We start from the raw sequence: 21,979 nt of genomic DNA on the forward strand, positions 1-21,979 counted from the left end.
TTCAGTCTAAGTTTCGTGCCCATGGTGATGGGGGCAAGGGGCTTCAGCCCCTTGTCTTTTTGGTTTTTCCCCTGTCTTTTTGTTGGTCTTTCTGTTGGTCTTCGGTTGTGCCCCTTATTTTCCTAGTTTACTTACTGATCCCCGAGGCAAATGCCCAGACCCCGTGCGGTTTTCAGCAGAGTATCACCGGGGTCAACGATGCGGCAGTGGGAAATGGCCTCCAGTATGGGCACGCTCACCACCTGGCGCTGTTGCCAAGTCACCACCCGATCGAACTCGCCCCGAGCAATCAGATCCACCGCCTCCACACCAAAGGCCGAGGCAATCAATCGATCGAGCGGCGAGGGTACGCCACCGCGCTGCACATGGCCCAGCACGGTGACGCGGGTTTCAGCGCCAGTGCTTTGGGCCAGCTCTTGGGCTAAATATTGCCCGATGCCCCCCAGGCGACATTCCCCAAAGGCCTGGGTTTGCGTCACCACGTCACCGCCGCTGGTGCAGACCGCTTCGGACACAATCACCACGGAAAAGGCCTTGCCAGCGGCCTGGCGATCGCGAATGGCCTGGGACACCACTTCCAGCTTGTAAGGAATTTCGGGAATCAAAATCACATGGGCCCCGCCCGCGATGCCGGCGTGGAGGGCGATGTGGCCCGCGTCGCGCCCCATCACTTCCAGGATCATGACCCGATCGTGGCTGGCGGCGGTGAAGTGGAGCCGATCGAGGGCTTCCGTGGCAATGTTCACGGCTGTGTCAAACCCGATCGATTGTTCTGTGGCTGCCACATCGTTATCAATCGTTTTGGGAATCCCCACAAAGGGCAGACCCACCTTCGTCATCAGGTCATGAAGAATTTTCAGGCTCCCATCACCGCCAATGCCAACAATGGCTGACAGTTCCAACTCCCGACAACCCTCGGCAAAGTCCAAGGTACGGTCATGCACCGTGCCATCGGGCAAGGTCACCTGAAAGGGTTGGCCCCGGTTAATGGTTCCGAGCAGGGTTCCCCCCAAGGTTAACCACCGCTCAACTTTGTCCGGTGTCAGCAGCAGGGCTTCGGTGGGCTGCCGGGTTAGCCCTTCCGTACCGTGGCGAATGCCCATCACTTCCCAGCCGTAGCTGGCAGCCCGCATCACCACACCCCGAATGGCAGCATTTAGCCCTGCGCAATCTCCGCCGCTGGTCAGCACTCCGATTCGTTTTATCTCACCCATAGGATTGCATCTCTTATGCAAACGCTGCTCATGGGCGATCGTACGCGATCCCAACGGTGGGGCAAGCCTGTGTTAATAACTGCAATGGGATTGGGCGATCAAAATGGGGCGATCGTCCCATCTCGATCGCCCTATTTCGATCGCCCTGCGACTCCTGGCCTAGACCGTGCTGCTGGAAACCGCTTCCGTGGACGATCGGGGAACCGTGCGAGCCACGCGGGCCCGCTGCCCCCAAGTGAGGTCGATCGCATAGCACCGAGCCAGCACCCGCAACCACAGACCCGGCGCGCGCTGCTCCAACCAGGGCTGAATTCGGCGGGCGATCGCCGGTAGCCACCCCAGCAGCCAAGCCACCAAGCTCGACAGGGTAAAGGTAAGATAGCTGCCCATCCAGCGCCACAGATCCCAAGGGCCCGCCGAATCCCAAATCCACCACAGCAGCGTCGGATTTTGCACCGCCGCCTTCAGGGCCAGGCGATTGAACAACCACCAATCAAACCGATCCTTAATGAAGCGATCGGCCACATCCTCTTCGGCATCGGCCAGCAGGCCAAAGAAGGTGTTCAGCATGGAATTCACCCGCTGGGGTGGCAGCGTGCGACCCGTGGGAACCATCATCCCCTTCGAGAACATCCAAGTAACCGCCACGTTGCTTTGGTAGGCCCGGATTGAACCCAAGTCCTGTTCCGTCAGCAAGTCATGTTTCAAGGCCGTATCCAGCAGGTCTGTGAGCCGGCCCAAGTTGCGAATCATGGAACCAAAACCGGTGAACACCAAGGGAGATTGCAATGAAGCGGCATCCCCCAGAGCCAAGAGGCGATCGAACGAGACACGCCGCTCGCCCTCGCTTTGGCTGAAGTGACCGGGAATATAGCCAAAGGTGGCCTTGCCCCAGGTCAGCTTATCCAAATCGCAGCGGCGATATTCCGGCAGGATGCTGAAAAAGTCCTCATACATTTCCAGCAGGGAACCGGGATTTTCGGGGTGAACTTGGTGGTAGTGGAACAGATAAACTGTCACGGCCTTGCCCCCAATGGGGAACAGCTCCCAAATCAGTTGCCGGCCACGGGAAATGTCCCCGTGGCTGAACAGTACGTCGCCATAGTCCAAATCCCAGACCGGCCAATCAATCCCATTGGCAATCACGGCCCCCACCGTGGGACAAACGCTATCGAAAGCGCGCGTTCCGTTCAGTTGCCAGGCGATCGGGGAAGCCGTGCCCATGGCATCAATCAGCAACCGACCGGCCACTTGGCGAGTTTCCCCCGTGGGCAAGTGGTTGGCGGTCATGGTGATTCGATCGCCCATCACGTCCGCCCGTTCAAATTCCGTTTCGTCCCAAATGTCGCCGCCCGCTTCCCGCAGTTTTTGGCCACAGAGCTGAATGATGCGATCGGCCGCGATCGCCACATTCAGCACCGTCGGCGTGTGCAGCACATTGGCCCGCGCTTGCGGTGGATTGTTGGCATCAAAAAACTTGTGAAACCCATCGCGATATTCCGTGGCGATCAATCCTTCCACCTCAGCGGGCGTGAATAGGCCCAGGTCGATCGGCACTTGCAACTCTTCCCGGGAAATATTCCACTCCCGATTCATACGGCCAAAGGGCAACCGCTCCAGCAACAACACCCGATAGCCCAACCGCGCCATCATCGCCGCATGAATTACCCCCAAGGCCCCGCCCACATAGATCAAGTCATAGGTAATGGCCGGCAATGGGTCGGGGTTTTGCCCCTGAGAAGTTGTGCCCTGAGAAGTTGTGCCCTGAGAAGTTGTGCCCTGAGAAGCTTGGCCCTGAAAAATAACCTGCTTATGTTGCTGAGGATTCCGCACCGCTTCCCGCCAGCGCTTTTCCCACCAATAGGCCCTTAACAGATCCCGTTCACCATTGGGCATCCGTTGGAAATACTTAGCGGTTTGCGGATATTTGGGCGCAAGGGCCTCGAAAATATTGCTCTTTGTTAAGTCAATCTCAGGAAGTTCCGGGTAGGTGGTGGGGAATTTTTCGGCCACCTGTTGCCGCAGGGCCCGCACCAAGGCCCCTTCCCCCGCGATCGGGCGATCGCTCCACCGAAATAGCTTGAGATAGGTGGTGCGCTGCAAAGACCAAACGCAACCCGCCACGGTTTCCCCATCCCGATCGCCCGCCGGTTGCCAGCGAAACCCCGTGGGAGCCGCTACCTTCACCCCGCTGGGAACCATAAACTCTTGCTGCAACCAGTTCAGCACTGTTGTGGCTTCCGGAGTCGGCACTTCCAGATAAAGCAGTTCTTTCATGGATTGGGTTCTGATTACTCAAATCGTAAACGGGCGTAAAAAGAAGCGTTTTGCAACAAACTTGCAACCAAAGGGGGAGTGTTTCCTTTTTTAGGGTGAAGTTTTTCAGCCCGTGGGGTGCTGTGGTCGCTGCAAAGCTCACCTGAAAAGCATCTCAGGCTTTGGCGATCGTTTCCATCATCGCGTGTTTCCGAGGCCCTAGCCAAGCGACGGATCCCCGCTCAGTGGCCACGAACCCCGGAGGCGAGATGGTTTCACCTGTGATCTTAAGCAATCCTGGAAATATCCTTGACAGACGAAAGAAATGCGCTATCCTTCCGTTTACTCAAAATAATTAATAAACTTTACAGAAGTTTACAAATATCGAGAGTAATTGCCTAAGCTGACTTAACAGGGTTGATCGCATCGGGATCGCTCCCTGAGGATTCGGAATTGCCCCGCCCGTATTGCCCCGCCCGTATTGACCTGTTCTGTATTGACCTGTCCGTAAATACCTTGCGGGTTCCCTGGATCTGCAAGCGGTCTGGGGACAGGCGAGCTTGATCAAGCCGGATGGTTGATGGGTTGCCCCACTGCGCCACCGAATGGCCAACCTCGCCTGTCCCCAGGATGCCCAATTGAATTGGGTTTTGACTGGGGTTGGATGGGGGCTTCAGCGAGATCGCTACATGAGATGGCTACCCGAAATTGGGTTATCTCTCCCCGATCGCGCTTGCCCCTTCCAACCCAAAACCGGACAAATCTGTGGGCCCCAGTGCTCGTTGCCCGTTGAAGTTTCGCTTGCTGTCCTTGGGAAATAAACTTCCCGATCGCTCCCCGCTCAACACACCTTTTCGATTCGGAGTTTCGATTGTGAATGCGTTTAATCCAACTTATGGCCAGCCGCGCCCCCGACGGGCGGAGTTAATCCCCTCAGGTGAAGGGTTGATCGATTCGATCGCGGATGCCATCACCGTGGCGATCGCGGCGGCTCGGGCCAAGGGTCAATCCTTGGAAGATCTGACGGCGGAAGTGCTGGCGGATGATAACTTGCTGGATGGCGAGTCCCGGCGCTGGCTGAGTGATGTGGTGGCTCGCACCTGGGAACAACTGCACTAGGCGACTGCACTGGGCGATCGCAGCTAAGTGATCGCGGCTAGAGAATCGCGGCTAGGCGACTGCACTGGGCGATCGCAGCTAAGCGATCGCGGCTAGAGAATCGCGGCTAGGCGACTGCACTAGGCGATCGCAGCTAGGCGATCGAACAATCAAACTAGGCGATCCAGCGATCAAACTACGCAATCGCGGCTAGAGAATCGCCCCTAGGCAACCCAGCGCCCGATCGCCACACCCAAGGTGGCCACCCCCGCCATCACCAACAGGCGTTGGGTTTGGGACAAATTTTGCTCAACCATAATTGTCCAAAGGGGCATGGCGGAAAAGGTGAAGGCCAAGGCTCCCACCATGCCCAACCAAACAACCCCCAATGCCAAATTAATGACCGTGACAGCGGAAGCCAAGGCCAACAGAGCGTTGCGCAGGGCCCCGCTCCAGGAAACATGCATCAGAAATTTGGTGAGCAGGCCAACGGTTAGCCCGGTGGCCCCACCCAACAGAATGCTCAACACCTGCTGAGGCAACGGAACCGCTAGGACAATCGCCATGGCCCCGCCGGTTAGGGCCAAAAAACCCCATTGCAACCCGGCCATCCCCGCCAAGGAACTACAGGCCAGCAGCAACCAACTGTGGGGCGGTGGATCCAAAACGGCGAGGCTGCTGCCCCAGAGCGCATAACCCAAAAACCAGAGGGTTAACAATGGCAAGGGTAGGCGCTGGCCGGCTTCCCAGAGGTTCGCGGGTTTGGGTGGCGGCGGCGGCGGGCCCGCGTTGGGAACGGCAAAGTTGGGATTGCTCAACAAATAGCGATGGGGCCGATCGGGCGGGGGGGCGTTCGTTGTTGCATCGGTGGGTTCGATCGCCCCGGTCACCGCGTGATCGACAGGGTTCGATCGCCCTGAATCGATCGCTCGATCGGTGGTCGGTTGCGCTTGGGGCAAGGGATCGACGGGGCCCGGTTGCCAATCGGCGCTGAAGGGTTGTCCATCGGGCATGGTGGCGGCGGTGAAATCCCCTTGGGCGATCGGTTCCGAGTCCCAGTCGAAGATCGCGTCGGTCAAGTCTGCGGCCGCAAAACAAGCCCCGGTCAAAATTGCGCCGGTTAGGTTCGCCCCCCGCAAATTTGCCTGCCGAAAGTCAGCCGCCGACAAATCTGCCCCTTGCAGTTGGGCCGCCAACAGTTGGGCATTGACAAAGCTGGCTCCGCTAAAATTCGCCTTCTGGGCATTGACTCGATCGAGCCGGGCCGCACGCCATTGGCTTTCCGTGGCCGACACCTTCAGCAATGTGGCCCCGCTGCAATCCGTTTCGCTCAAATCAGCCCGATCGAGCTTGGCTTGGCGCAGGGACAGCCCCACTAACGACAGCTTGCGCAAACATTGCCCTTCCAGACTCACCCAAGGAAAGTCGCGCCGTCCCCGATCGAGCGCCAATTGAAACTCCGACAACTCCATGGCAACGAATCATCCCCCTACCGCGCAATGCGGCAACCCATGGCGTTAAGCTATGGAGCAGGCTCCATCAGCAATCGTTCCCTATTTTGGCTTCAAAAGCAGCTTGACCCATGCCTCGAACTCAAAAAAACGACAATTTTATTGACAAAACCTTTACGGTGATGGCGGACTTGATTCTGAAAGTGCTGCCCACCAACAAAAAAGCGAAAGAAGCTTTTGTTTATTACCGAGATGGCATGTCTGCCCAAGGCGAAGGTGAATATGCAGAAGCCTTGCAAAACTACGAAGAAGCCCTAAACCTAGAAGAAGATCCCTACGATCGCAGCTTCATCCTGTATAACATGGCTTTGATTTTTGCCAGCAATGGCGAACGGGACAAAGCCATTGATTACTATCATCAAGCCCTTGATCAGAATCCGCGAATGCCCCAGGCCTTGAATAACATTGCCGTCATTTATCACTACAACGGCGAGCAAGCCCAAGCCAGCGGCGAAGATGAAGCAGCCGAGCGTTGGTTCGACAAGGCGGCGGAATATTGGAAGCGGGCCATTCGCTTAGCACCCAACAACTACATCGAGGCCCAAAACTGGTTAAAAACCACCGGGCGATCAAACATGGATATCTTCTTCTAGGTTGATTTCCCCATCGTTTTTCAATCGATTGGATGCTCATTTTCGAGCTGAGATCTACATTGATTCTTGAGTCAATAGACCTCTTGTATCAATCAGGATCCTAGTCCTAAATTCCTCTCCCAGATTGCTGATTGACTGACAAAGCGCTCAAACGCTTGGTTCTCCGGTAGATTGGGTTTCGCAAAGCTCAACCCAACTCGATCACTACGAACCCTGCTGTTATTGGGTTTCGTACCTCAACCCAACCTACAAGATGATTGTTGATCAGCCGATCTTGAGAAGAGGAATTTTCGGGAAAGAGGTCTTATGATCTGGGCTAATCCTTTGAATCCCAGGTAACGACGACAGGCCCCAGGGCGATCGCCTAGTATTGCCACTTAGGATTCAATTTCTTGATCTGTTGGGATCCTGGAAATTGACCTTTCAACAAGCAAACCATCGCAATTAGAGCTGCTATGAGCCTCAGTTTGGACGAAGTTCGCAAAGTTGCCCATTTGGCGCGAATTCAACTGACTGCTGAAGAGGAGGAAAAATTCGCCGCCCAACTCAACAACATCCTGACCTATGTGGAACAGTTGAGCGAGTTGGATGTGACCGATGTGGAACCCACCACCCGGGCGATCGATGTGAATAATGTGATGCGTCCTGATCAACTCGATCGCTACACCGATCGGGAAGGTTTGTTGGGATGTGCGCCCGATCGCGATGAAGATTTCTTCAAAGTGCCCAAGATCTTGAACAGCTAAACGGGCGATCGGGTTAGGAACTCTGACCCATCCAAAAATTACACGGGGTGGGCGGATTCAATTCCGCCCATTTTTATGGCTCACGCAAGCTGGCTCATGCAATACCGACGATTTGGCAAAACCAATCTTCAACTATCCGTCTTTTCCTTGGGGACAATGCGGTGTTTGGATTCTGCCGAGCAGGCGGCCGAAGTGTTTGCTCGGGCGATCGAGCTGGGAATTAACCATTTTGAAACCGCTCGGGGTTATGGAGCCAGCGAAGTTTTTGTCGGTCAGGCGATCGCCCAAGGAATTGTGCCGCGCGATCAAGTCATTCTCACCAGCAAACTATTACCCACTGGCAGCCCAGAAGAGATCGATCGGCAACTGACCGAATCCCTGGAGCGCCTGCAAACGCCCTATTTAGATTGCCTAGCCATTCATGGGGTGAATCTGCCAGAACATTTGGATTGGATTCAAGATCAACAATCGGGAATGGCCGCGTTGCATCGGGCCCTGGCTGATGGTCGAATTCGTCATTTGGGATTTTCCACCCATGGGCCCTTGGCTTTGATTTTGCAGACCATTGCCACCGATCAATTTGAGTTTGTCAATTTACATTTCAACTACTTTTTTCAACGCAATGCCCCCGCTGTTCAAGCGGCCCTCGATCGGGATTTGGGCATTTTCATCATTTCCCCCGCCGACAAAGGGGGACAGCTCTACACCCCGCCGCCCACCTTGAGCCAACTCTGTGCGCCCCTGTCGCCGTTGGGAGCCGGTTACCGTTGGCTGCTGGCCCAACCGGGGATCACCACCCTGAGCGTTGGCCCCGCCAAGGTGGAAGAGTTGGGGGCGATCGAACCCTGGATTGAGCGCACCGAACCCCTCAGTGCGGAAGAGCAGGCAATTTTTAATCGGCTCGATCGACACCAAATTGCGGCCCTCGAAACCGATCGTTGTGCCCAATGCTATGCCTGCTTGCCCTGTCCCGAGGAAATTCAAATTCCAGAGGTGTTGCGGCTGCGTAATCTGGCGGTGGCTTTCAAAATGGTGGACTTTGGCCGCTACCGCTACGGCATGTTTGAAAATGCTGGACATTGGTTTCCAGGACAGCGGGGCGATCGCTGCACGGAATGCGGTGATTGCTTGCCCCGTTGCCCCGAGCAATTAAACATTCCCGACCTATTGCAAGACACCCACGATCGACTCAGCGGCCGTTGGGGTCGTCGCCTCTGGGATTAGGCAACTGGATATCGGTATCACGACGGTTTTCAGGAAATACTTGAAAGAGTATTTGAAAGAGTATTTGAAAGGATGTCTGAAGGGATATCTGAAGAGTGGTTTTCGGCACAGGTCAAGCAATCATCATCGTCTGGGCAAGGGGCTTAGGGCCTGTCGTCGTTTAGCCCGAAGCCCTAGATCTACCGTTAGCAGATCGTGGGGGACAAGGGGCTTAAGCCCCTTGTTACGACGACTGGGACATGGAAAATCAATCATTTCCGCCTGATTCTAGGAAATGAAGACAGGCCCTAAGCCCCCTGTCTTCATCAGTTGGTGAAACCCGCAAGATAGCCGTTTAGGCTTTTCAGACATCCCCTGAGGGCTGAAAGTAATTGCCGCCATCCAAATCTAGATAACAGTACAAATTTGTTTGAATTTCGTTGCTAAGTCGAATTTCAGATCGAGGTGTAAATCTTTTTTGAGTTCCTCGTAAAACCTAGCAGACAGTAGGTCAGACTGTTTTCTGATTTTTTCACTTTATTCTTCAACACATTACGCTTCAAGTTGACTTAAGAAGTGAATTGTTTAGATTATTTCTAAATATTTTTCAAATTATCTCCAAAGCATCTTTAAATTTCTTTTGAACCATTTACAAAACACTTTTTGTTATTTTTGCGACCATTTTTGCAAAATATTACGTAATCTTTACAACACATAGGCAGAGGATCTGAAATATACTGAAAACATACTCAAAATCCACCCAAATCAGACCTAAGACTTCTCTAAAAAACAATTCAAACATTAAATCTTTCTTAAAGATCTAAGAAATTCGAGTGTGAATTTGAACCTTTGATCGAATCCGGATTCAAGAACCATTGTTGATGATCTTTAAAAAACGCAGAGGTTTCTAAAGATTGCTGATAGTAAAAGCTAAAAAAACAAAAAGATTCCTCTATTTTCATGGCAGACGCGCTACATCTGACATAGGGAATTTTGAGCCTTTGAACTTGGTTCCTAGTCCCCGCTAAGGAAACCAACCTAAGTAAACCTGTATGTTTGATGCCGCTCCTTTGGGAGAATATGCCATGGCCAGCACTCAAGACGAGCAATCGTTGACGATGAGAGCCGAAGAAATTCGGGTCGTTGGCGTTGTCCAAGGAGTCGGATTTCGTCCCACGGTTTATCGATTAGCGATCGAATGTGGACTGATGGGATCGGTGGCGAATGATGGCGTGGGCGTGGTGATTCGGATTGCGGGCTATCCGGATCAAATTGATGTTTTTTTACAACGGCTTTATCAGGAAAAACCGCCTCTTTCCCGCATTGATACACTGATCCGAACCCCGATCGCCCTTTCGGAGTTGATGGAATCAGGACTGCCATCGTCGAGTGGCAACCTGTCCGCTGTTTCTCCGTCGGAATCTGGTGCTTTGGGCACGCTGGCGGCCCCCGAGAAATTACCTGAGAAATTACCGACAGAATCAGCAGCCGAATCCGCGACAGAACTGCTAACGAACTTGCCCACAGGGCCATCTAGGTTCACAGCGACCTTTGAGTCTGGATCCGACGATCTCACTTGGGATGAACATTCGATCGCCCTGGGGCAACAAACGGCGATGCAACTTCAGCGAAATCGCCAGGCAGCCCAGGCCGATGGCCATCCAAACAGTCATCAAGGGCCATCGATCGGGGACAAACCCCAGGGCCCCCGCTGCCCTTTGCATTTGCGACCAAAACATCGCCCTACCTATGCCCATGGACTGGAGGAGGAGTCGGTGGTGGCGAGGGAAACCGCGCAGCCCGTTCCTTGGAGGGCCGTGGCGGTTGCCGATGACGGCATGATCGAGCAGCAGGCTGGGGAAACTTACGGAGAAGTGATGGCGATGGATCGCCGGGAAGGGTCGAGCGCGGGGCAAGGGGAAGCCAAGAGTCACGGTCGATCGCGCTGGTTAGACAGGGGCCCCGAAGGTGAGCGGCCGTCCCCGATCGACCCTGAGCATGGCGCGGAATCCGAGAGCGCTGGGCGGTTGGATCAGGTCGATCCGGTGCGGACTGAGTTGAATGGGCATTCTGGTGCGGATCAGACGGATTTAGGCGATCGGGATGATCCCCGCTCGGCCGTTGATGGCAACGGAGCCGCAGCTCCCGCCAGCGATTCCCTGTCTCGATCGCGCTTGGATCAGTTGTTTGATAGCTCACCCACGGCTGCTCCCAGCGAACCATCGGGCGATTGGGGGCCGCGTTCTGGCATCCGTCCTGATGTCCGTCCTGGCATCTCAGATCGGCGATCGGGCGATCGGGCAGAACCCAACGATCAAGATTGGCGAGATCGTCCTCCATCGTTGGGGTTTGACCAGGACTTGCATCAAGATTCCACTCAAGATTTAGATCATGGTCTGTTAGATCACGATCGGGGGGATCACAATCGGGGAGATCACGGTCTCAACCAGGATTTTGCTCAAGACTTACATCAGCCCCTGGATCCAGAACTTTCCAACTCCTTGGCGGAGGAGCTGGCAGAACTCTTGGAGCCGGCCATCGATCGGTTGCGGCCCTTGGAATCGGTAGAGCCGCCCACGACTCCCCTGGGGCCGATCGTGCCGGTGGTGGTGGATGATGCGGATCTGGGGCCAGCTTTGTATACGCCGCTGCAACCCCCAACCCCGATCGTGTCTCGATCGGCTCCCTTGCCGGTTTCCCATCGCAGCCGCGCCCTGGATTTGTCCTCGGCGGAACTCCTGGGGCGATCGCCCTTGTCTTTTCGGATTTTGGAGAGCCAGTCGGGCCCGGTGCGCACCCAAATTGCGCCGGACACGGCCACCTGTGCCGCCTGTCTGCGGGATTTGCACGATCCCCACAGCCGTTATTATCACTATCCCTTCGTGAACTGCACCCATTGCGGACCGCGGCTGACGGTGATTCGCTCCCTGCCCTACGATCGGGTACGCACCAGCATGGTGGGGTTTCAGCTCTGTCCTGACTGCCAGCGTGATTACGACAGTCCGAGCGATCGCCGCTTCCATGCCCAGCCCACGGCCTGCCCGGAATGCGGGCCGCGCATTTGGTTTGAGCGCCCCAACCAGCAACGGCCGATTGTGAAGGATGAGCAGGCGATCGCCCAGGCGGCAGAAGCCATTCGCCAGGGGGCGATCGTGGCCATCAAAGGCTTGGGCGGCATCCACTTAGCCTGCGATGCCACCCAGGAGGCCGTGGTGCAACGGCTGCGGGCCCGGAAACATCGCCCCCACAAGCCTTTGGCGGTGATGGCCCGCAATTTGGAGTCCGTGCGGCAGTTTTGCGTAGTCAGTGATCACGAGCGATCGCTCCTCTTGGGGGGTGCTGCCCCGATCGTGCTGCTCACGATCCGCGATCCTCATTATTTGGCCCCGTCGGTGGCTCCTGACATGACGGAGGCGGGGGTGATGTTGCCCTACTCTCCCCTGCACCATCTCCTGATGAGTGCGGTGGATCGGCCCATTGTGCTGACCAGCGGCAACCGGGCCGGCAATCCCCAATGCATTGACAACCACGAAGCCCATCTTCAGTTGCAGTCGATCGCCGATGCCTTTTTGCTCCACAACCGATCGATCCTGAATCGGGTGGATGATTCGGTGGTGCGGGTGTTGCCCACTTCGGTACAGGTGATTCGGCGATCGCGCGGCTACGCTCCCAGTTCCATTAATCTGCCGCCGGGCCTCACCAACAGCCCGCCGATCTTGGCCCTGGGCAGCGATCTAAAAAACACCATTTGCCTCTCGCGGGACGGACAAGCCATTCTCTCGCCTCACATTGGAGACTTAGACTCGCCCGCCTGCCTCCAGGCCTACAGCACCGCAATCACGGACTTGCGCAATTTGTTTGACCACCGCCCCAGCGCGATCGCCGTGGACTTGCACCCAGACAGCCAAGCCGTGAAGGTGGGTGAATCCTTGGCCAAGGCCTTGGAAGTGCCATTGCTGCGTATTCAGCACCACCATGCCCACATTGCCGCCTGCTTGGCCGACAACCAATGGGGATTCGATCGCCCGCCCGTGTTGGGCATTGCCCTGGATGGATTCGGTTGGGGCAGCGATGGCACGGTTTGGGGTGGCGAGCTGCTGTGGACAACCTACGAGCAATATCACCGAGTCGGGGCCCTTTGGCCAGCGCGGTTACTGGGGGGCAACCGCGCTGCTCAGGAGCCTTGGCGCAATCTATACGCCCAGTTCCACGCCATGGGCCTGCTCGATCGGGTGGACTCCGAAGAGTGGTTTGCCCAAAAGCCACTGAATCTACTGACGGGCATGGCCCAAACGGGGTTCAACAGCCCTTGGTCCTCATCCTGCGGACGGCTGTTTGATGCGGTGGCGGCCTTTTTGGGCTGTGCGCCCGACTGCTTGAGCTATGAAGGGCAAGCGGCGATCACCCTCGAAAACCTAGCCCGCCAAGCTTGGGATCAAGATCAGCAGGCCTACCCGATCGAGCTGCGATCGGAATCGCTGCTGTGGCTGCATCCCCAACCCCTTTGGGAAGCCCTGATTTTGGATCGGGCATTGGGGCTGCCCGAGGCGGTGATGGCCCTGCGGTTCCATCGCGGCTTGGCCCAGGCTTTGGTGCAAGCGGCCCAAACCTTGAAGCAGCAGGGATTGCACTTTGGGGCGATCGCCTGTGGTGGTGGAGTCTTCCAAAATCGGCTGTTGTTGCAATGTTTGGAAGCCGCCCTGATAGCCAGCAATCTGCACGATCCCCTGCTGTTGCCGCAACAGGTTCCCGTAAACGATGGGGGCTTGGCGTTGGGGCAAACGGCGATCGCCGCCGCTTGGCTTCAGTTGGGCCATGTTTAGGGTCTCGGTGATCCGGTGCTGGTAACCACTGGAAATTACCAGCAATCACCAGCAATCACCAGCCATTCAAAATCACGAGCCATTTAAAGCCAGCCATTCAACGCCAGCCCTTAGGAGTCATTGAGAGGTTTCAGGATGTGTTTAGCGGTTCCGGGCCAAGTGGTGGCCATTGTCAGTGGAGATCAACAGCTAGCCACGGTTGATTTGAGCGGTGTTCGGCGATCGGTCAGCTTGGCCTGTTTGGTCACGCCCGATCGCCCGATCGAGCAGTGGGTGGGGCGCTGGGTGGTGGTTCACGCGGGTTTTGCCTTGGAAGAGTTGGATGTGGCCGCAGCCACGGAAACCCTGACTTGGATTGATCGCCTGACAACTCCCGTGTGATCCAGTTCCCGTGTGATCCAGTTCCCGCGTGATCCAGTTCCCGCGTGATCCAGTCTGACTGTCTCAAACCCTGTTCCAGAAACTGTGCCTTAAGAAGTCATTTCGAGAAGTCATTTCAAGAAGTCATTTGCTGAAGCAGTCATTACCCAAAAGCCGTTTGAAGAGCCGTTTCAGGAGTTTGCGATGAAGTTTGTGACGGAATTTCGTGATCCCGCGTCGGTGGCGGGGTGGGTGCGGGAAATTGCCCATTTAGCGCAACGGCTCGATCGCCCCGTGGCCCTGATGGAAGTCTGCGGCGGCCAGACCCACACCATCTTTAAACATGGTCTCGAAGCCCTACTGCCGGAAACCGTGGAGCTGATCCATGGGCCCGGTTGTCCCGTGTGCATCATGCCTCGGGGCCGAATTGACGACGCGATCGCCCTAGCAGAACAACCGGGCATGATCTTTGCCACCTTTGGCGATGCCCTGCGAGTGCCCGGGGCACGGGGCAGCCTAATGCAGGCCAAGGCCCGAGGAGCCGATGTGCGCGTGGTCTATTCGCCCCTCGATGCGCTGACCTTGGCCCAAACCCACCCCGATCGGCCCGTGGTCTTTTTTGGGTTGGGCTTTGAAACCACGGCCCCCGCCGTTGCCATGACCATCCTGGCGGCGGCCCGTGCCCAGCAAGCTAACTTCAGCGTCTTTTGCAACCACGTGCTCGTTGTCCCGGCTCTGGAATTTTTGCTCCAGGCCAGCGGCTTGCGTTTGGATGGGTTCATTGGGCCCGGCCATGTGAGCGCCGTGATTGGCACCGATCCCTATCAAGCGGTGGTCGATCGCTATCAGAAACCGGTGGTGGTGGGAGGCTTTGAGCCGATCGACCTGCTCCAATCGATCTGGATGTTGCTGTTGCAGTTGGTTGAAGGGCGCTGTGCCGTGGAAAACCAATATCACCGGCTGGTGAAACCCGAGGGCAACAGTCCAGCCCTGGCCGCCATGGCCCAGGTGTTCACGGTGCGGGAGCAATTTGAGTGGCGAGGTTTGGGATCCCTGCCCCGATCGGGTTTGGCGATCGCTCCGGCCTTTGCGGCCTTTGACGCAGAACAGCGCTATTGCCTACCCAGCCAAGCCAGTGAGGATTCACCCGTTTGCCAATGCGGCCTCATTTTGCAGGGCAAGCTCAAACCCTGGGAATGTAGTGCCTTTGGGCGCGGTTGCACCCCTGACCATCCCCTAGGCGCTTGCATGGTTTCCTCCGAAGGGGCCTGCGCTGCCTATTACAAATACGGTCACGGGGGCCCCCGATCGCCCATGGCCGCGCCCCGCAGATTTGCCGAAACGCCCGCCCGCCCTTCGCTGCGATCAGAATTGGCCCGATAGCTGCATTGGCCCGATCGCCGTGATTTCTGCCCTAACTTCCTGATGCTATGGCTTCTTCTAATCATCCGTCCGATTTCATCGCCACCCCCCCATCCAACGTGCTCGAGTTTCAGCAGCCCCAACACCGCACCCGATCGAGCGACGAAGGCTACATCACCTTGACCCATGGCAGCGGCGGCCGGGCCACCCATAACCTGATCGCTGACATTTTTCTAGAAACCTTTCGCAGCGATGCTCTCAATGCGCTGGATGACAGTGCGCGGCTGGACTTAGCCCTGTTTATGGCTCGGGGCGATCGGTTGGCCTTCACCACCGACTCCTTTGTAGTGGATCCGCTGTTTTTTCCCGGCGGCGACATCGGCAGCCTGGCCATCAATGGCACGGTGAATGATTTGGCCGTGACCGGGGCCCAGCCGCTTTATCTCTCCTGTGGGTTCATCATTGAAGAGGGCACCCCGATCGCTCTGCTACGCCGCATTGCCCAGAGCATGAAACTGGCCGCCGACACGGCCCGCGTCAAGGTGGTGGCCGGCGACACAAAGGTTGTGCCTCGGGGCAAAGGTGACCAAATTTATATCAATACCGCCGGGGTGGGTGTGGCGCGATCGAACCAAGTGCCCGGGCCGCGCTACCTGCAACCGGGTGATGCCATTCTGCTCAGTGGCCCCATGGGCGACCATGGCACGGCTATTTTGTTAGCCCGAGGAGACTTGGCCCTCGAAGCGGACATCACCAGCGATTGCCAGCCTCTGCATGATCTGGCGGCGGCCCTCTGTGAAGCTTGTCCCACCGTGCGGGCCATGCGCGATGCCACTCGGGGCGGAGTGGCGGCCGTGCTGAATGAATTTGCCCAAACCAGCCGCGTCAGCATGGTGCTCGAAGAGGCGGCGTTGCCCGTGCGGCCGCCCGTGGCCGCCGCCTGCGAAGTGTTGGGTCTCGATCCTTTGCACATGGCTAACGAGGGTCTGTTGGTGGCGGTGGTTCCGGGGGAATTTGCAGCTCGGGCCCTGATGGCCATGCAAATGCTGCCGGAAGGGCGGGAGGCCTGTTTGGTGGGCCATGTGACCAAAGCGGATCCACCAGTGGTGATTTTGCAAACGAGCTTTGGTTCTGAACGAATTATTGAGTGGCCGATGGGCGATCCCTTACCTCGGATTTGCTAGGGCCGATTTTGCTAGGGCTGATGGGTTCGAGCTAATTGGTTTGGGCTAATTGGTTTGGGCTAATTGGTTTGGGCTGATGGGTTCGAGCTAATTGGTTTGGGCTAATTGGTTTGGGCTAATTGGTTTGGGCTAATTGGTTTGGGCTAATTGGTTTGGGCTAATTGGTTTGGGCCGATCGAACACAGGAGGAATGCAATGCACGAACTAGGCATTACCCAAGAACTGGTGCGGTTGGCGCTGGCTCAGGCCCAAGGGGCCCCCATCCGCCGACTGGATTTGGCCGTGGGGGCCCTGTCGGGCATTTCCACGGAGGCGATTGCCTTTTGTTTTGGCCCCTGCGCCATGGGCACGGCCCTGGAGGGGGCGGAGTTGGACATCACAATCGTGCCTGGCCGGGCCCGCTGCCACCATTGCGGCCGAGATTTCCCCCTGGATGATGTGGTGGGGATTTGCCCCCACTGCAACAGCTTGGATTGGGCGATCGAGGCGGGCCAAGACTTGATTTTAAAAACCTTGGAGATCATCCCATGTGCGTAACCTGCGGTTGTGATGAGGGGGCATCGGTCACGATCACCAACCTATCCCAAACTGAGCTACCCCAAACTGAGCTGCCCCAATCAGAGGCGATCGACCCAGCATTGGGCCGTCCCCCGATCGGCTCCGATTGGCACAGTCACCAACATCCCGATGGTTCAGTGGTGGTGCATCGCCACGGGCCCGCAACACCCAGCCCCAGCCCTGATCATCACCACCATTCTCATCCTCACCATCACGACCATCCCCAGGCCGGTTTGGATCATCACCTAGCCGATCGCCCCTCTCTGACGGCAACGGATCCGGTCACCCAAACCCTGCACCTCGAAGCACGGCTACTAGACAAAAACAACCAACTGGCCGCCGCCAACCGTCAATGGTTCCAAACCCAGGGCATTTGGGCCCTGAACCTGATGAGCGGGCCCGGGGCCGGCAAAACAACGCTGCTGGTGAAAACTCTGATGGATTTAGCCGATCGGGTCTCCTTCGCCGTTATTGAAGGGGATCAGGCCACCTTGAATGATGCGGAGCGGGTGCGGGCCACCGGTTGCCCCGTGGTTCAGGTCAACACGGGCACGGGTTGCCATCTGGACGCGGCCATGGTGCAAGGAGGCTGTCAGCAACTGCAACCGCCACCGGGCAGCATTTTGGCGATCGAGAATGTGGGCAACCTGGTTTGTCCTGCGCTGTTTGATTTGGGAGAAGCGTCCCGGGTCGGGATTTTTTCGGTCACAGAAGGTGAAGATAAACCCCTGAAGTATCCACACTTGTTTCGGGCCTGCGATTTGGTGCTGCTGAGCAAAATCGATTTACTGCCCTACTTGCCCTTTGATCTAGACCGGGCGATCGCTGCCGTGAAGCAGGTGAACCCCAAGGCGCGAATTTTGCCCCTCTCGTCTCTGACTGGCGAAGGGTTAGCCGATTGGTACAACTGGCTCTTGGCTCAACGCGATCGAGCCTGTCATGCGGCCGCCGCCGATTTGGTTCCCTAGGGCAACATCAATGCGCCCACCGGTCGGTGGGTTGGGGGACAGGGTTCCAAGCGCAGGCCAAACACCGCCGCAAACTGTTCTGCCACCACCGATCGCACCTGGGCCACCGTCAATCCAGGGACAAAATCCACCAATCGGCCCACGGGGCGATCGGCAATTCCACAGGGCACGATCTCCCGAAAGCCCGCCAGCTCACAATCCACATTCAGAGCAAAGCCGTGCATGGTCACCCAACGGCTGACTTGAATCCCGATCGCCGCCACCTTTCGCCCCTCTAGCCACACCCCCGTCAGGCCCGGCAGCCGTTCCGCACCCAAGCCCCAAGTCCCGATCGCCCGAATCAACACCTCCTCCAACTGGCGCAGATACCAATGGAGATCCGGTTCGTGGCGGCGCAAATTCAAAATTGGATAGCCGACTAACTGCCCAGGGCAATGGTGGGTTACCTCGCCTCCGCGCTCAATGGGTATCAACGGCACGGGATGGGTTGCGGGGTCAAACCGCACAAAGGCGCGATCGGCCCCACGCCCTAGGGTATAAACCGGCGGGTGTTCCAACAGCATTAACCCATCGGGCAGCGTCGGATCCGCGATTCGATCGGCCTGCCACTGGCGCTGCCAACCCCAAGCCACTTCGTAAGCTGTGGTTTGCAAATTCAGTTGCCAACAGGGAGCGATCGGCCTGGCACCTTCCCCAGTGGTTTCAGTAGCAGCATCACAAACCATAGGCTCTAGCCGAATGCCCTAACCATAAAGCCCTAACCATAAAGATTGAGAATTGCCAAGGGGAATTTGGTGATGGTTTGTGGGGAATCACTGAAGAAAAGGTCAAGAATCATCAACAGATGCAAAAGATTTTAAAGGAAATTCTTCCCCCGATTCCAAAGTGCTACGTTGAAAGTATCACCCATCTCGAAGGGGAGGAAGCTCTATGAAGCTTGTCATCCAGGGTAAAAACATCGAGATTACCGATGCACTGCGTGACTATGTTCAGCAAAAAATTGAAAAGGCCGTCAGCCATTTTCAACACTTAACTCTTGAAGTGGACGTGCATTTGTCGGTAGCTCGCAACCCCCGGATTGATTCTAACCAAACGGCTGAGGTGACCATTTACGCGAACCGCACAGTTGTTCGAGCTGAAGAAAGCAGCGAGAACCTGTATGCCAGCATTGATATGGTTGCTGACAAGATTGCCCGTCAACTTCGCAAGTATAAGGAAAAACATCAAGAACGTCGCCGCGAGCCGGTGAAGACCGCAGAAGTGCTGGGCGAAATGCCAGTCGGAACCATTATTCCGCCCCGAGAACCCGAGTTGCCGGTGGATGTGGTGCGGACGAAATACTTTGAAATGGCCCCGATGACGATCGCAGAGGCCTTGGAGCAACTGGAGCTGGTTGATCACGATTTCTTCATGTTCTGCAACTCAGAAACGGGTGAAATCAACGTGATTTATGAACGGAACCATGGCGGTTACGGCGTGATTCAACCCCGCAAGGCCCAACGCTTTGCCGAGAACTCTTCTGCCGCTTAGAGGTTGCTTGAAAAGCATCTGGAAGCGCTCGCTAAATACCGTAGCCATTAGGGACAAGGGGCTTAAGCCCCTTGTTGTTGTAGATCGAGCAAGCTGCCTACCAAATCTAGCTTTTTAAACACCCGCTGAGGCTGAATTAGCAAACTGAAGATTACTCATGAAGGAGTAATTGATTCAGCAGCAATGTGTTGAACGATCCTTGGACAATTCAGACTTGTGACTAGGGTCTGTTGAATATCCTATGCCACCACAATTTTGACTGCCTCAAGCCTTGGGACATCCTGACTTTTGAAGCATTTTCCACTCTTGTAAAACAAAAGGCGGTACGGGAATTTCTGCCTGATCAGCATCACCGACGGGGATGGTTAATCGCAAAATGCCTAATTGATTTAACCGACTTACCACGGAATCAAATTCATATTCTCCGGCGTTGAGGGCTAGCGAATCGATCGGGAACTGATCCGCAAGCTGGGCAACAGCCCCTGTGGAATTGGTGACGATTAAAGATCGATCGCGATTGACCCGCAAACTGGGAAACCCAACCACCCGCAACCGAAATCCTGTTGTGGGTGGTTGTCCGTTGGCCGCTTCGCCAAACAACACTAATTGCCAACTGCGATCGCGCTGATCTCGCAAAGATTGCAACGATCGACACAAGACCCGATCGCCCGGCAGGGGATAGGGGTGCAGGCTCGCCATCGCGGGTTCCGGCATTAGCCCCCAACCCCAAAGGACAACCGCCAACAGCAACCCCAAGGCCTTGCCCAACGCAAGCCAACCGATCCACCCCCTGAGCGATTGGGGCGATCGAACGGTTTCCTGGTTTGTTTGGATATTTTGACTCTTTTGGCGATTCATAATGCTTTCCCAAGTTCTCATAATTCTTCTCAATTCTGTGGAGTAACTCTTTCGGGCGATCGTGCTAGTCTAAATTCGTGTACTGCAATCAATGCGTTGATAGCAATTCAGCAACCCCAGCAAAGAAATTCAGGTAAAGAAATCCAAGCCAGGAAATCCAAGCAAGAAAACCCAAGCAAAGATTTCAGCAACCTAAAATCAGCAGCGTCAAATCAGCAGCGTCAAATCAGCAAGCGCCAAATAAACTGCCCATCTGGCAAATGTTCGGGCAAGTTTTGGCTCTGGCGCTGAACCCGATGGGGGCAGCAAAACCGCCAACAAACCCATTGCCCATCGCTGCTTTCTTAGCTTACCGATCATCTTCAAAATTCAGCATATTCAATCCAAGGAGTCACTATGACCGGTCGAGGCGGTCGCCGTCCGGGCGCGGGTCGTCCCAAAGGCACAGGTAAATATGGCGAACCCACCAAAGCGGTTCGACTGCCGATCAGTTTTGTCGATCGCCTGCCGGAACTCCTGGCCCAATGGCAGCTTGATCAATTGGAACCGGAAGCCATCGGCGATGGCCGGCTCCAACGCATTGAAGACCACCCCACACCACCCCTGCGCCTCTATGAAATGCCGGCGGCCGCTGGGTTACACGCCTTTGCGCCCCAAGAGGACACGGAACCCGACGCGATCGACCTGAACACCTATCTCAGTCGGCATCCCAGCGAGTCTTTTTTGGTGCGGGTCACGGGAGATTCCATGATCGGCATTGGCATCTATCCCGATGACCTGCTGGTGATTGATGCCTCCGAGGCGGACAACGCCCAGACGGGACAAATCGTACTGGCGTTGGTGGATGACAAGGTAACAGTCAAGCGGCTGCAAGTGCTGGATGGTCGCATTTTTCTGCATTCCGAAAATCCGATCTATGCCCCTTTGCAAATCACCGAAGGGATGGTGTTTAAGATTTTGGGGATTGTGGCCAGCGCCATTCACCAATTCCGCTAACCCAGATCAATCTGATCCTAGTCCTCTGAGACCGGGGCCCGGTGACGCAAAAAATCTTGCAGATCCTGAGGGCTGTTGCAGTTGCGCAAGGTAGCCGCCTCCAGCGTCGTCAGCGGTAGATAAATGGCTCGCTGTTCCGTCGCCAGTTGGTCTAACCAGGCCTGAAACGATCGCCCGCCTTGATCAATAAAAGTCCGCAGTTGGGGCGCGATCGCTGGTCGATACAGCCCACACAGGGGTTCCCAACCGCGATCGGTGCGTGGAACCAGCGCCACTTGCTTGGAACTGAGGGCATGGCGGCGATCGAGCCAGGAACGACAAACAGGCCCATCCAAACAGGGCAAATCGCAAGCCAGTAGCCACACCCAGTTAATGTCGGTTAGGTCTCGGGCCGCGCGATCGAGCAACTCTGAAAAAGCCAACAGCGGCCCCCGATCGGCCACCGACTCCCGCCACCAATCCACTGGCAAGGCAGCCGTGGCGGGATGGGTTTGGTAGCGTTCCGGCCAGGGCGAAAAAATAATTGGTCGGCGTTCCGTCACCGCAATAGCCACCTCACAAACCCGATGGAGCATGGGCTGTCCGTTCCAAGGCAGCAACACCTTGTCGCGTCCCATCCGACGACTTTGCCCACCTGCCAAGATTGCTGCCTGAATCATGAGTGCTTATCCACCTGCGGGCCATGGTTCTCAGTGATGAGCACACTGCTCCCGGGCTAT

General features: G+C 56.2%; 18 protein-coding genes and 1 pseudogene. 13 read left to right on the top strand and 6 right to left on the bottom strand.

Annotated elements, in window-relative coordinates; genetic code table 11:
- Positions 1 to 131 precede the first annotated feature (131 nt).
- The gene (locus VPK24_RS03610; RefSeq protein WP_393010788.1) at positions 132 to 1,214 is read right to left on the bottom strand and encodes an ATP-dependent 6-phosphofructokinase; all 1,083 of its coding nucleotides are present in this window, start codon (positions 1,212 to 1,214) and stop codon (positions 132 to 134) included.
- Positions 1,215 to 1,373: 159 nt separating this feature from the next.
- Positions 1,374 to 3,491 (bottom strand): flavin-dependent dehydrogenase, encoded by a 2,118-nt coding sequence (locus VPK24_RS03615; RefSeq protein WP_393010790.1) that lies wholly within the window; start codon positions 3,489 to 3,491, stop codon positions 1,374 to 1,376.
- A gap of 768 nt (positions 3,492 to 4,259) precedes the next feature.
- Between VPK24_RS03615 and VPK24_RS03620 the strand changes: the two genes are divergently transcribed.
- Positions 4,260 to 4,589: a hypothetical protein gene (locus tag VPK24_RS03620; protein WP_393010791.1), complete on the top strand. Its 330-nt coding sequence runs from the start codon at positions 4,260 to 4,262 to the stop codon at positions 4,587 to 4,589.
- A gap of 203 nt (positions 4,590 to 4,792) precedes the next feature.
- Here the strand turns inward: VPK24_RS03620 and VPK24_RS03625 are convergent, their stop codons facing one another.
- A complete protein-coding gene (locus tag VPK24_RS03625) occupies positions 4,793 to 6,040 on the bottom strand; it encodes a pentapeptide repeat-containing protein (RefSeq protein ID WP_393010792.1) in 1,248 nt (415 codons plus the stop codon).
- 110 nt (positions 6,041 to 6,150) lie between these two features.
- Here VPK24_RS03625 and VPK24_RS03630 point away from each other — a divergent pair, with 110 nt between their 5' ends.
- From VPK24_RS03630 to hypB, 10 genes and pseudogenes are all read left to right on the top strand, one after another.
- Positions 6,151 to 6,672 (top strand): photosystem I assembly protein Ycf3, encoded by a 522-nt coding sequence (locus VPK24_RS03630; RefSeq protein WP_393010793.1) that lies wholly within the window; start codon positions 6,151 to 6,153, stop codon positions 6,670 to 6,672.
- A 455-nt stretch (positions 6,673 to 7,127) separates the two neighbouring features.
- On the top strand, positions 7,128 to 7,418 hold the full coding sequence (gene gatC / locus VPK24_RS03635) for an Asp-tRNA(Asn)/Glu-tRNA(Gln) amidotransferase subunit GatC (RefSeq protein WP_099533373.1): 291 nt from the start codon (positions 7,128 to 7,130) through the stop codon (positions 7,416 to 7,418).
- A 96-nt stretch (positions 7,419 to 7,514) separates the two neighbouring features.
- Complete coding sequence (locus VPK24_RS03640) at positions 7,515 to 8,642, top strand: aldo/keto reductase (RefSeq protein WP_393010866.1); 1,128 nt, start codon at positions 7,515 to 7,517, stop codon at positions 8,640 to 8,642.
- A 1,097-nt stretch (positions 8,643 to 9,739) separates the two neighbouring features.
- Positions 9,740 to 9,967, top strand: a pseudogene (locus VPK24_RS03645) (acylphosphatase); the annotation flags it as partial.
- A gap of 537 nt (positions 9,968 to 10,504) precedes the next feature.
- Complete coding sequence (gene hypF / locus VPK24_RS03650; protein WP_393010867.1) at positions 10,505 to 13,444, top strand: carbamoyltransferase HypF; 2,940 nt, start codon at positions 10,505 to 10,507, stop codon at positions 13,442 to 13,444.
- Positions 13,445 to 13,579: 135 nt separating this feature from the next.
- Positions 13,580 to 13,825, top strand: a complete 246-nt coding sequence (locus VPK24_RS03655; protein WP_393010794.1) for a HypC/HybG/HupF family hydrogenase formation chaperone — start codon at positions 13,580 to 13,582, stop codon at positions 13,823 to 13,825.
- A 183-nt stretch (positions 13,826 to 14,008) separates the two neighbouring features.
- A complete protein-coding gene (hypD, locus tag VPK24_RS03660) occupies positions 14,009 to 15,187 on the top strand; it encodes a hydrogenase formation protein HypD (protein ID WP_393010795.1) in 1,179 nt (392 codons plus the stop codon).
- A 47-nt stretch (positions 15,188 to 15,234) separates the two neighbouring features.
- Entirely contained in the window at positions 15,235 to 16,350 is a 1,116-nt protein-coding gene (gene hypE / locus VPK24_RS03665; RefSeq protein WP_393010796.1) for a hydrogenase expression/formation protein HypE, read from the top strand.
- 195 nt (positions 16,351 to 16,545) lie between these two features.
- The gene (locus tag VPK24_RS03670) at positions 16,546 to 16,887 is read left to right on the top strand and encodes a hydrogenase maturation nickel metallochaperone HypA/HybF (RefSeq protein ID WP_393010797.1); all 342 of its coding nucleotides are present in this window, start codon (positions 16,546 to 16,548) and stop codon (positions 16,885 to 16,887) included.
- A complete protein-coding gene (gene hypB / locus VPK24_RS03675; protein WP_393010798.1) occupies positions 16,878 to 17,876 on the top strand; it encodes a hydrogenase nickel incorporation protein HypB in 999 nt (332 codons plus the stop codon). Before VPK24_RS03670 ends, hypB begins: the two co-directional genes overlap by 10 nt.
- On the opposite strand, the gene lipB is transcribed toward hypB, so the two are convergent.
- The gene (lipB, locus tag VPK24_RS03680) at positions 17,873 to 18,601 is read right to left on the bottom strand and encodes a lipoyl(octanoyl) transferase LipB (protein ID WP_393010799.1); all 729 of its coding nucleotides are present in this window, start codon (positions 18,599 to 18,601) and stop codon (positions 17,873 to 17,875) included. The genes hypB and lipB overlap by 4 nt on opposite strands.
- A 205-nt stretch (positions 18,602 to 18,806) precedes the next feature.
- On the opposite strand from lipB, the gene hpf reads away from it, so the two are divergent.
- Positions 18,807 to 19,406 carry a ribosome hibernation-promoting factor, HPF/YfiA family gene (gene hpf / locus VPK24_RS03685; RefSeq protein ID WP_393010800.1) on the top strand — a complete coding sequence of 200 codons (600 nt, stop codon included), beginning with the start codon at positions 18,807 to 18,809 and terminating at the stop codon, positions 19,404 to 19,406.
- Positions 19,407 to 19,670: 264 nt separating this feature from the next.
- Here hpf and VPK24_RS03690 read toward each other — a convergent pair whose 3' ends face one another.
- Positions 19,671 to 20,285, bottom strand: coding sequence for a DUF3122 domain-containing protein (locus VPK24_RS03690; protein WP_393010801.1), 615 nt, complete (start codon positions 20,283 to 20,285; stop codon positions 19,671 to 19,673).
- A 375-nt stretch (positions 20,286 to 20,660) separates the two neighbouring features.
- Here VPK24_RS03690 and VPK24_RS03695 point away from each other — a divergent pair, with 375 nt between their 5' ends.
- Positions 20,661 to 21,260, top strand: coding sequence for a LexA family protein (locus tag VPK24_RS03695; protein ID WP_393010802.1), 600 nt, complete (start codon positions 20,661 to 20,663; stop codon positions 21,258 to 21,260).
- A gap of 17 nt (positions 21,261 to 21,277) precedes the next feature.
- Here the strand turns inward: VPK24_RS03695 and VPK24_RS03700 are convergent, their stop codons facing one another.
- Positions 21,278 to 21,919: a molybdenum cofactor guanylyltransferase gene (locus VPK24_RS03700; protein WP_393010803.1), complete on the bottom strand. Its 642-nt coding sequence runs from the start codon at positions 21,917 to 21,919 to the stop codon at positions 21,278 to 21,280.
- Between the last annotated feature and the right edge of the window lie 60 nt (positions 21,920 to 21,979).

The sequence above is a fragment of the Limnothrix redekei LRLZ20PSL1 genome (assembly GCF_043235035.1).
GTDB lineage: Bacteria > Cyanobacteriota > Cyanobacteriia > CACIAM-69d > CACIAM-69d > CACIAM-69d.

Excerpts from the sequence above, each read along its gene's own strand:
- VPK24_RS03610 (WP_393010788.1), bottom strand. The coding sequence starts at position 1,214 with ATGGGTGAGATAAAACGAATCGGAGTGCTGACCAGCGGCGGAGATTGC.
- lipB (WP_393010799.1), bottom strand. The coding sequence starts at position 18,601 with ATGGTTTGTGATGCTGCTACTGAAACCACTGGGGAAGGTGCCAGGCCG.
- gatC (WP_099533373.1), top strand. The coding sequence starts at position 7,128 with ATGAGCCTCAGTTTGGACGAAGTTCGCAAAGTTGCCCATTTGGCGCGA.
- hypE (WP_393010796.1), top strand. The coding sequence starts at position 15,235 with ATGGCTTCTTCTAATCATCCGTCCGATTTCATCGCCACCCCCCCATCC.
- hypF (WP_393010867.1), top strand. The coding sequence starts at position 10,505 with ATGGATCGCCGGGAAGGGTCGAGCGCGGGGCAAGGGGAAGCCAAGAGT.
- VPK24_RS03695 (WP_393010802.1), top strand. The coding sequence starts at position 20,661 with ATGACCGGTCGAGGCGGTCGCCGTCCGGGCGCGGGTCGTCCCAAAGGC.
- VPK24_RS03670 (WP_393010797.1), top strand. The coding sequence starts at position 16,546 with ATGCACGAACTAGGCATTACCCAAGAACTGGTGCGGTTGGCGCTGGCT.
- VPK24_RS03630 (WP_393010793.1), top strand. The coding sequence starts at position 6,151 with ATGCCTCGAACTCAAAAAAACGACAATTTTATTGACAAAACCTTTACG.
- VPK24_RS03615 (WP_393010790.1), bottom strand. The coding sequence starts at position 3,491 with ATGAAAGAACTGCTTTATCTGGAAGTGCCGACTCCGGAAGCCACAACA.
- VPK24_RS03640 (WP_393010866.1), top strand. The coding sequence starts at position 7,515 with ATGCAATACCGACGATTTGGCAAAACCAATCTTCAACTATCCGTCTTT.
- hpf (WP_393010800.1), top strand. The coding sequence starts at position 18,807 with ATGAAGCTTGTCATCCAGGGTAAAAACATCGAGATTACCGATGCACTG.
- hypD (WP_393010795.1), top strand. The coding sequence starts at position 14,009 with ATGAAGTTTGTGACGGAATTTCGTGATCCCGCGTCGGTGGCGGGGTGG.
- hypB (WP_393010798.1), top strand. The coding sequence starts at position 16,878 with ATGTGCGTAACCTGCGGTTGTGATGAGGGGGCATCGGTCACGATCACC.
- VPK24_RS03655 (WP_393010794.1), top strand. The coding sequence starts at position 13,580 with ATGTGTTTAGCGGTTCCGGGCCAAGTGGTGGCCATTGTCAGTGGAGAT.
- VPK24_RS03700 (WP_393010803.1), bottom strand. The coding sequence starts at position 21,919 with ATGATTCAGGCAGCAATCTTGGCAGGTGGGCAAAGTCGTCGGATGGGA.
- VPK24_RS03690 (WP_393010801.1), bottom strand. The coding sequence starts at position 20,285 with ATGAGAACTTGGGAAAGCATTATGAATCGCCAAAAGAGTCAAAATATC.
- VPK24_RS03625 (WP_393010792.1), bottom strand. The coding sequence starts at position 6,040 with ATGGAGTTGTCGGAGTTTCAATTGGCGCTCGATCGGGGACGGCGCGAC.